The organism is Micromonospora sp. ATLC20, assembly GCF_057196585.1.
In genome coordinates this window covers 1-7,574 of the sequence record NZ_JBXUOV010000234.1, presented here as the reverse complement: position 1 = coordinate 7,574, position 7,574 = coordinate 1, and the positions used below count along the sequence as shown (strand labels likewise).

9 protein-coding genes are annotated in these 7,574 nt (G+C 74.6%); 6 read left to right on the top strand and 3 right to left on the bottom strand.

Features of this window, described 5'->3' with window-relative positions; translation table 11 throughout:
• Together AC2CHG_RS28560 and AC2CHG_RS28555 are read left to right on the top strand one after the other, a co-directional pair.
• On the top strand, window positions 1-1,098 hold a 1,098-nt coding region (locus AC2CHG_RS28560; RefSeq protein ID WP_484525959.1), incomplete at its 5' end, for a sensor histidine kinase.
• Window positions 1,086-1,745: a response regulator transcription factor gene (locus AC2CHG_RS28555; protein ID WP_262011604.1), complete on the top strand. Its 660-nt coding sequence runs from the start codon at window positions 1,086-1,088 to the stop codon at window positions 1,743-1,745. The genes AC2CHG_RS28560 and AC2CHG_RS28555, both read left to right, overlap by 13 nt.
• 7 nt (window positions 1,746-1,752) lie before the next feature.
• Here AC2CHG_RS28555 and AC2CHG_RS28550 read toward each other — a convergent pair whose 3' ends face one another.
• Window positions 1,753-2,175, bottom strand: coding sequence for an acyl-CoA thioesterase (locus AC2CHG_RS28550; RefSeq protein WP_262011605.1), 423 nt, complete (start codon window positions 2,173-2,175; stop codon window positions 1,753-1,755).
• A 72-nt stretch (window positions 2,176-2,247) separates the two neighbouring features.
• Between AC2CHG_RS28550 and AC2CHG_RS28545 the strand changes: the two genes are divergently transcribed.
• Window positions 2,248-2,991, top strand: coding sequence for an N-acetyltransferase (locus AC2CHG_RS28545; protein ID WP_262011606.1), 744 nt, complete (start codon window positions 2,248-2,250; stop codon window positions 2,989-2,991).
• Window positions 2,992-3,004: 13 nt separating this feature from the next.
• On the opposite strand, the gene AC2CHG_RS28540 is transcribed toward AC2CHG_RS28545, so the two are convergent.
• Window positions 3,005-3,310 (bottom strand): DUF1330 domain-containing protein, encoded by a 306-nt coding sequence (locus AC2CHG_RS28540; RefSeq protein ID WP_013286485.1) that lies wholly within the window; start codon window positions 3,308-3,310, stop codon window positions 3,005-3,007.
• A gap of 164 nt (window positions 3,311-3,474) precedes the next feature.
• Between AC2CHG_RS28540 and AC2CHG_RS28535 the strand changes: the two genes are divergently transcribed.
• Complete coding sequence (locus tag AC2CHG_RS28535; protein WP_357210892.1) at window positions 3,475-4,437, top strand: hypothetical protein; 963 nt, start codon at window positions 3,475-3,477, stop codon at window positions 4,435-4,437.
• A 40-nt stretch (window positions 4,438-4,477) separates the two neighbouring features.
• Entirely contained in the window at window positions 4,478-4,810 is a 333-nt protein-coding gene (locus AC2CHG_RS28530) for a putative quinol monooxygenase (protein ID WP_123110661.1), read from the top strand.
• Window positions 4,811-4,861: 51 nt separating this feature from the next.
• On the opposite strand, the gene AC2CHG_RS28525 is transcribed toward AC2CHG_RS28530, so the two are convergent.
• The gene (locus AC2CHG_RS28525; protein ID WP_484525958.1) at window positions 4,862-5,707 is read right to left on the bottom strand and encodes a S1 family peptidase; all 846 of its coding nucleotides are present in this window, start codon (window positions 5,705-5,707) and stop codon (window positions 4,862-4,864) included.
• Window positions 5,708-6,090: 383 nt separating this feature from the next.
• Here AC2CHG_RS28525 and AC2CHG_RS28520 point away from each other — a divergent pair, with 383 nt between their 5' ends.
• Entirely contained in the window at window positions 6,091-7,536 is a 1,446-nt protein-coding gene (locus tag AC2CHG_RS28520; RefSeq protein ID WP_262011609.1) for a glycoside hydrolase family 10 protein, read from the top strand.
• The last annotated feature ends 38 nt before the right edge of the window (window positions 7,537-7,574 follow it).

Genomic DNA, 7,574 nt, shown 5'->3' with positions numbered 1-7,574 from the left:
GTCGACGCCCGGGCGCTGGCGGTGCTGGCCGTGCTGGCGCTCGCGGTGGTGGCGCTCGCCCCGTTGGCCGGCGCGCCGGTGGCGGCGGTCGAGCGGTGGCGCCTCGGCCTGGTCGACGACCGCCCGGTGACCGCGCCGCGGTGGCGTGGGCTCGCCGCCCGCCTCACCACCGCCGCCGGGTGGCGGGAGGCCGCGTACCTGGCCGTGCTGGGCGTGGCGGTGCCGCTGGCGTACGGGATGGTCGGCCTGCTCGCGCTGCTGGACGCGGTGCTGGTCGCCGGTCCGTGGCTGGCCGGCGGCGAGGACCGCATCGTGCTGATCTGGGCCACTGTCGACTCCCCGGCCGAGGCGGTGCCGTACGCGCTCGCCGCTCTGCTGGCGGCCCCGGCGCTGGTCTATCTGGCCGGCCTGCTCGTAGCGGTCCAGGCGGCGGCGGCCCGCCTGCTGCTCGACGACGCGCCCGCCGGGACGGCGCTGCGCGAGGTGACCCGGTCCCGGGCCCGCCTGATGAGCGCCTACGAGGCGGAGCGCCGCCGCATCGAGCGGGACGTGCACGACGGCGTGCAGCCGCGCCTGACCAGCCTCACCCTCCAGCTCGGGCTGGCCCGCCTCGACGTGCCGGACGGCTCCCCGGCGGCGGGGCCGCTCGCGTCCGCCCACGAGCAGGCCAAGGAGCTGATGGTGACGTTGCGCGGGATCGTCCACGGCATCCGCCCGGCGCAGCTCACCGAACTCGGCCTGGCCGCCGCCGTCGGTGACCTGGCCGCCCGGTCGGTCGTCCCGGTCGCCGTGCACGCCGACCTGACCCGCCCGGTGCCGGAGCTGGTGGAGACCACCGCCTGGTACGTGGTCTCGGAGACGCTCGGCAACGTGGCCCGGCACGCCGGCGCCAGGCGGGCCGAGGTGCGGCTGATCCGCGACGAGCGGCTGCTGGTGGTGGAGGTGCGCGACGACGGCCGGGGCGGCGCCGACCCGGCGCGCGGCACCGGCCTGACCGGGCTCGCGGACCGGGTGGCCGCGGCGGACGGGCGGCTGCTGCTGTCCAGCCCGCCCGGTGGGCCTACCCTCGTGCGGGTGGAGCTGCCGTGCCGTCCGTGACCCGGGTCGTCCTGGCCGAGGACGAGGTCCTGCTCCGGGAGGGCCTGGTGGGCCTGCTGACCCGGTTCGGCTTCGCGGTGGACGCCGCCGTGGGTTCCGCCCCGGAGCTGCTCGACGCGGTCCGCACGCACCGGCCCGACCTGCTGGTGACCGACATCCGGATGCCGCCGCAGCACCGCGACGACGGCCTGCGGGCGGCGGTCGCGCTGCGCGCCGAACGCCCGGACCTGGCCGTGGTGGTGCTCAGCCAGCACGTGCAGAGCGGGTACGCCGCAGCGCTGCTCGACAGCGGCGACGGCAACCGGGTCGGCTACCTGCTCAAGGACCGGGTGGCAGACGTCGCCGAGTTCGCCGCCACGCTGCGCCGGGTGGCGGCCGGCGGCACCGCCGTCGACCCGGACGTGGTGCGGCACCTGCTGCGCCGCCCCCGCGACCCGCTCGGCGCGCTGTCCCCCCGGGAGCGGGAGGTGCTGGGGCTGGTCGCCGAGGGCCACTCCAACGCCGCGATCGCGGCCCGCCTGTACGTCACCGAGGCGGCGGTGGGCAAGCACGTCGGCAGCATCCTCGCCAAGCTCGACCTGCCGCCGGACGAGGACACCAACCGGCGGGTGCTCGCCGTGCTGGCCTGGCTGCGTGCGACGGGCTGACCGGGCGTTACAGGCTCATCGGCACGGGGTCGGTGGCCAGCGCCCGGAACCGCTCGCGCGGGTCGGACACCAGCCGCCGCTCGGTGAGGTCGAGCAGGCCACCCACCCCGGTCACCGAGGCCACCGGGATGCCGTCGGCGCGGGTGAACTCCTGGCCGATCCGGAACGTCTTGCCCTCGCCCCAGTGGAACTCGCAGGTCACGTCCACCTCGTCGCCGCCGCGCAGCTCCCGCAGGTAGCGCACCGTCACCTCGAGCGCGACCGGCCCGACGCCGCCGGCGAGCAGCCGGTCCTGGCCGATGCCGGACGCGCGCAGGCACTCCCAGCGGGCGTGCTCGGCGTACTGGAGGTAGACCGCCTGGTTGAGGTGTCCCTGCGTGTCGAGTTCGTAGCCACGCACGGTGACGCGTACCCGGAACGGATCTGCCATGCCGGCAGCCTAACCAGGGGCGCAGCGGTAATCCGCGTGCGGTCCGGGCCGCGCGGTCCTAGCCTGCCCGGCGTGACCCTGGAGATCGTGACACTTGCGCAGCGGCCCGACCTGGCACCGCTGCTGGACACCGACTTCGACGGCGCCTGGCCGCCGTTCATGCTCTGGGATCCGATGGGCGCGCTCTACTACGGCGTCGCGCACGAGCTGTACCCCGAGTTCGTCTTCGCCGCCGTCGACCCGGCCGAGCCGGGCCGGGCCGTCGCCCGCGGGTACGCGGTGCCGCTGCGCTGGACCGAGGACGAGCTGCCCGACGGCGGCTGGGACCGGGTGATCCAGCGGGCCACGCTCGGCCGGCTCACCGGGTCTGCCCCCAACCTGGTGTCCGCGCTGGAGATCTGCGTGCGCCCGGACCGGCGCGGCGGCGGGGTGTCCGGGCTGATGCTCGCGGCCATGCGCGCGGCGGTGGCCCGCGCGGGCTTCGACACGCTGGTGGCGCCGGTGCGCCCGAGCGGCAAGGCCGCCGTCCCGGACGTGCCGATGGCCGAGTACGCGGCCCGGCGCCGCCCCGACGGACTGCCGGCCGACCCGTGGCTGCGGGTGCACGTCCGCGCGGGCGGGGTGATCGAGCGGGTCGCGCCCCGGTCGATGACGGTGACCGGCACGCTCGCCGACTGGCGGCGCTGGACCGGGCTGCCGTTCGACACCTCCGGTCCGGTACGCGTGCCCGGCGCGCTGACGCCGGTGCTCGTCGACGCCGGCCACGACCACGCCGCCTACGTCGAACCCAACGTGTGGGTGCGGCACCGCCTCTGAGCGGGCCCGCCGGTCAGGCCGGCCAGGCGTGCCCGATCCCGTCGAGCAGCAGCACCACGCCCTCGGTGGCCGCCTCCCGGTCGCGGGAGATCTCCCGGTACTCCGGTGAGGTGGACCAGCGCTCGAAGTCCTCGCGGCTGTCGAACGACAACAGCACCGCCTTCTGGTGCGGCCACTCCCCCTCGACCACGCGGGGGGCGGTGTCGGCGGCGAGCAGCTTCCCGCCGTAGCGGGCCAGCACCGGCGGGAAGGCGGCGGCATACCTGTCGTAGCGCGCCCGGTCGTGGATGGTGAGCTGTGCGAGGGCGTAGACGGTCACCGGCTCAGGCTACCGACGTCCGACGGCTGCGGCCTCGTCCGTCGGGCCGGATCCCGCGCCGCCGCGAGCCGGGCCGACTGTCCGGTGTGCTCTAGCCATTATGGCCCTGACCTGCGAATACTGGTAGCAGGAGCGCGCGGCGTGGGGGAAAGAGGTGGGGCACGATGATCGAGCAGGAGACCCAGCCGGAGGCCATACCCGAGCCCCGGAACGCGCCGGAGGGCGGGCCGTCCCGGCCCACCACGCCGGTTCCCGGCGCGGTGTGGCAGGTCCGCGTACGGACCAAGCTCGACGACCTGTACCAGCAGCTCGCGGTGCTGTCCCCGCGCGACCCCGAGCGGGCCGAGGCGCTGCGCGCGCAGCTGTACCGGGTGGAGGTGGTGCTCGGACGCAGCGGCGTGGTCGAGTGGTTGCGCGGCGGCAACCTGGAGTACGCGTGGCAGACGATCCACTCGGTGGAGCGGGCCATGGTGGCGCTGCGCTCCGCGGACGAGCTGACCGGGCTGCTGCCCGCGTACCGCAGCGCGGCGGCGCAGGTGCTGCCGGCCGACGACAAGGTGCTCACCGACCTCGACCCGTCGGCCGGCGCCCCGTCCGAGGCGCTGCTGCGCGCCCGGGTGCAGGCGTTGCTGCTGCGCTACCACTCCGCGTCCGACGAGTTCCACGAGTCGGCCCGCCGGCTGCGCAACCGGATGCTGGGGCTGTCGGTGTTCGCGCTGCTGGCGGAGGTCCTCGTGGTGCTGGTGCAGTGGCTCAGCCACGACGTCCGGCTGCTGGAGGCGCCGACCGACGCCGGTGGCGTACCGGCCTGGCGGCTGCTGTTCTTCGTGCTGATCGCCGGGGCCCTCGGGGCGTTCCTCAGCGCGCTGCCGTCGATGATCACCTCCCGGTCCGGCGGGCTGCCCTACAAGCTGCCGTTCCAGCAGGGGCTGCTGAAGCTCGCCGTCGGCCCGCTGGTCGCGGTGGTCGGCATCATGCTGGTCATCGGCGGCCTGGTGGAGACCAGTGTGAGCAGCACCGCCGCGCTGCTGGGCCTGGCGATCGTGTTCGGTGCCGGGCAGCAGGCGGTCACCGCGTTCGCCGACCGGCGGGCGGCCGAGCTGCTCGGCCCGGCGGCCAAGAGCTGATGCCGCGCGGGCGGCCGCCGGCCCTGGGTAGCCTGATCCCATGATCTTCATTACCGCCAAGTTCCGGGTCCGCCCGGAAGACGCCGACCGCTGGCCGCAGATCGCCGCCGACTTCACCGCCGCGACCCGGGCCGAGCCCGGCTGCCTGTGGTTCGACTGGTCCCGCAGCCTGGACGACCCGACCGAGTACGTGCTGGTCGAGGCGTTCCGGGACGACGAGGCGGGCGCGGCGCACGTGCAGTCGGAGCACTTCCGGACCGCCCAGCGCACGCTGCCGCCGCACCTGGCCGAGACGCCCCGGATCGTCAACACGACGGTGCCGCAGCAGGACTGGTCGCGCCTGGGCGAGATGGCGGTGCCGGGCGACGCCTGACCGGGTGACCGGTCCGGAGCGGGCGGCCCGTCGTGCCGCCCGCGCGGCCGGTCAGGGGACGGTCAGGCCGTAGGCGGCGAGGATCTCCAGGATCGGCTGGTAGTAGCTGGTGCCGCCGCTCGTGCAGTTGCCGCTGCCACCGGACAGGACGCCGATGACGGTGCCGGTCGCCGCCACGTAGAGCGGGCCGCCGCTGTCGCCCGGCTCGGCGCAGATGTTCGTGCGGATGAGCCCGGTGACGCTGCCCTCGGCGTAGTTGACTGTGGCGTTCAGCCCGGTCACGGTGCCGCACCGCACGCCCGTGGTGGCGCCGCTGCGGCAGACCGCCTGCCCGACGTACGCGCTGCCGGCGGCGGTGACGGTGATCTGCCCCGGGTAGGTGTACACCGCGCTCGGGTGGGCGACGGTGCCGGTGTAGCGCACCACGCCGTAGTCGTCGCCGGGGAAGCTGCTGCCGGTCCGGCTGCCCAGCACCGTGGTGCCGGCGCTGTCGGCGTACCAGGTGGCGGCCAGGCGGGTGCAGTGCCCGGCGGTCACGAAGTACCAGGTGGTGCCGCGGCGTACGTTCGCGCCCAGCGAGCAGCGCCCGCCGCCGCCGTAGATCGCCTGACCGCCGGCGATGAGCGTGCGCAGCCGCCCGGGTTCGTGGCGCAGCACCGCGCCGGCCCGGTCGGCGGTGCGCCGCAACGCGGCCAGCTCGCGCCCGCGTACCGTGTCGTCGGCGGTGACGGTCAGCCGGCCGGTGGCCGGGTCGTGCCCCCAGGCGGTGCCGGGCGTGCGGAGCCCGGCCAGGGCGGCGGGTTCGGGCGGCGGTGCGGCGGCGACGGCCCGGGCGACCGCCGGGGTGCCGGCGAGCAGGGCGGCGAGGACGAGTACGACGAGCGCGGGTCGGCGCATACTCCAGAACCTCCACCATCGTCTACGGTCGATTCGCCAAGCATCGGCCCGGTGGCGCGATCCACTCAACCGGCAGAACCGGCGGTTCCCGAAACTTCCGGAGCCGCGGCGGGCGGTACGCGCACGCCCGTGGGCCGCGCCCGCCCGCGGATTCCGTCCGTTCACCTGGTTCTGCGTGCCCCGATGTCGACACATCGAAGTGATTAAGTTTTCGGAACGCTTCCGGTAGGCTGCGGGCAGAGATTCGCTTCGATCCACTCACGATGTGCCGGGGAGTCCCTCCCCCACCGGACGCGGCCACCGGGCGGCCGCGCGGAGCCGACATCGTGGCGGGCGGTGGCCGAGGCGAGCCGATCCCATTGACAGGCTAGAGAGGCGTTCAGATGGACAAGGTGCTCGCCCGCGGCAGCGGGAGCGCGGCAGCCCGGTCACGCCCGCGGACCGCAGTGGTCGCGATGGTGGCGGGGGCCGCGGTGGTCGCCGCCACGATAGCGGTGGCGACCAGCGCCAGCGCCGGCACGACGCTCGGCGCGTCGGCGGCGGAGCAGGGCCGGTACTTCGGCACGGCGGTGGCGGTGAACAAGTTGTCCGACAGCACGTACGTCGGCATCCTCAACCGCGAGTTCAACATGGTCACCGCCGAGAACGAGATGAAGTGGGACGCCACCGAGCCGTCCCGGAACCAGTTCAACTTCAGCGCCGGCGACCGGCTCGTCGCGCACGCTCAGGCCAACGGCATGCGGGTACGCGGCCACGCGCTGCTCTGGCACCAGCAGCAGCCCGGGTGGACGGGAAGCCTGTCCGGCAGCGCGCTGCGCGACGCGATGATCAATCACGTCACCCAGGTCGCCACCCACTACCGGGGCAAGATCCACTCCTGGGACGTGGTGAACGAGGCGTTCGACGACGGCAACAGCGGCGCCCGGCGCAACTCGAACCTCCAGCAGACCGGCAACGACTGGATCGAGGCCGCGTTCCGTGCCGCCCGCGCCGCCGACCCGGGCGCCAAGCTCTGCTACAACGACTACAACATCGACAACTGGAGCTGGGCCAAGACCCAGGGCGTCTACAACATGGTGCGGGACTTCAAGTCCCGGGGCGTGCCGATCGACTGCGTCGGCCTCCAATCGCACTTCAACAGCGGGTCGCCGTACCCGAGCAACTACCGCACCACGCTGCAGAACTTCGCCGCGCTCGGCGTCGACGTGCAGATCACCGAGCTGGACATCGAGGGCTCGGGCAGCAGCCAGGCCACCTCGTACGGCAACGTGACCCGGGACTGCCTGGCCGTGCCGCGCTGCAACGGCATCACGGTCTGGGGCATCCGGGACACCGACTCGTGGCGGGCCAGCGGCACCCCCCTGCTGTTCGACGGCAGCGGCAACAAGAAGCAGGCGTACACCGCAGTGCTGAACGCGCTGAACGAGGGCGGCACCCCGCCGCCCACGACCGCGCCGCCGACCAGCACCCCGCCCACCTCGACGCCGCCGACCAGCACGCCGCCGACCAGCGAGCCGCCGACGACTCCCCCGCCGACCGGCGCCTGCACCGCCACGATCACCACCAACCAGTGGCCGGGCGGCTTCGTCACCAACGTGCGGATCACCGCGGGTTCCAGCGGGCTCAACGGGTGGACCGTGTCGCTCACCGTGCCCTCGGGCTCGGCCGTCACGAACACCTGGAGCGCCCAGGCCAGCGGCACCACCGGTGCGGTGACCTTCCGCAACGTGGACTACAACCGCCAGGTCGGTGCCGGTGGCACCACCGAGTTCGGGTTCCAGGGCACCGGCACGGCGCCCTCCGGCACGCCGGCCTGCGCGGCCGGCTGACCGTCGGCGCGACCCGGCACGGTGCCACCGTGCCGGGT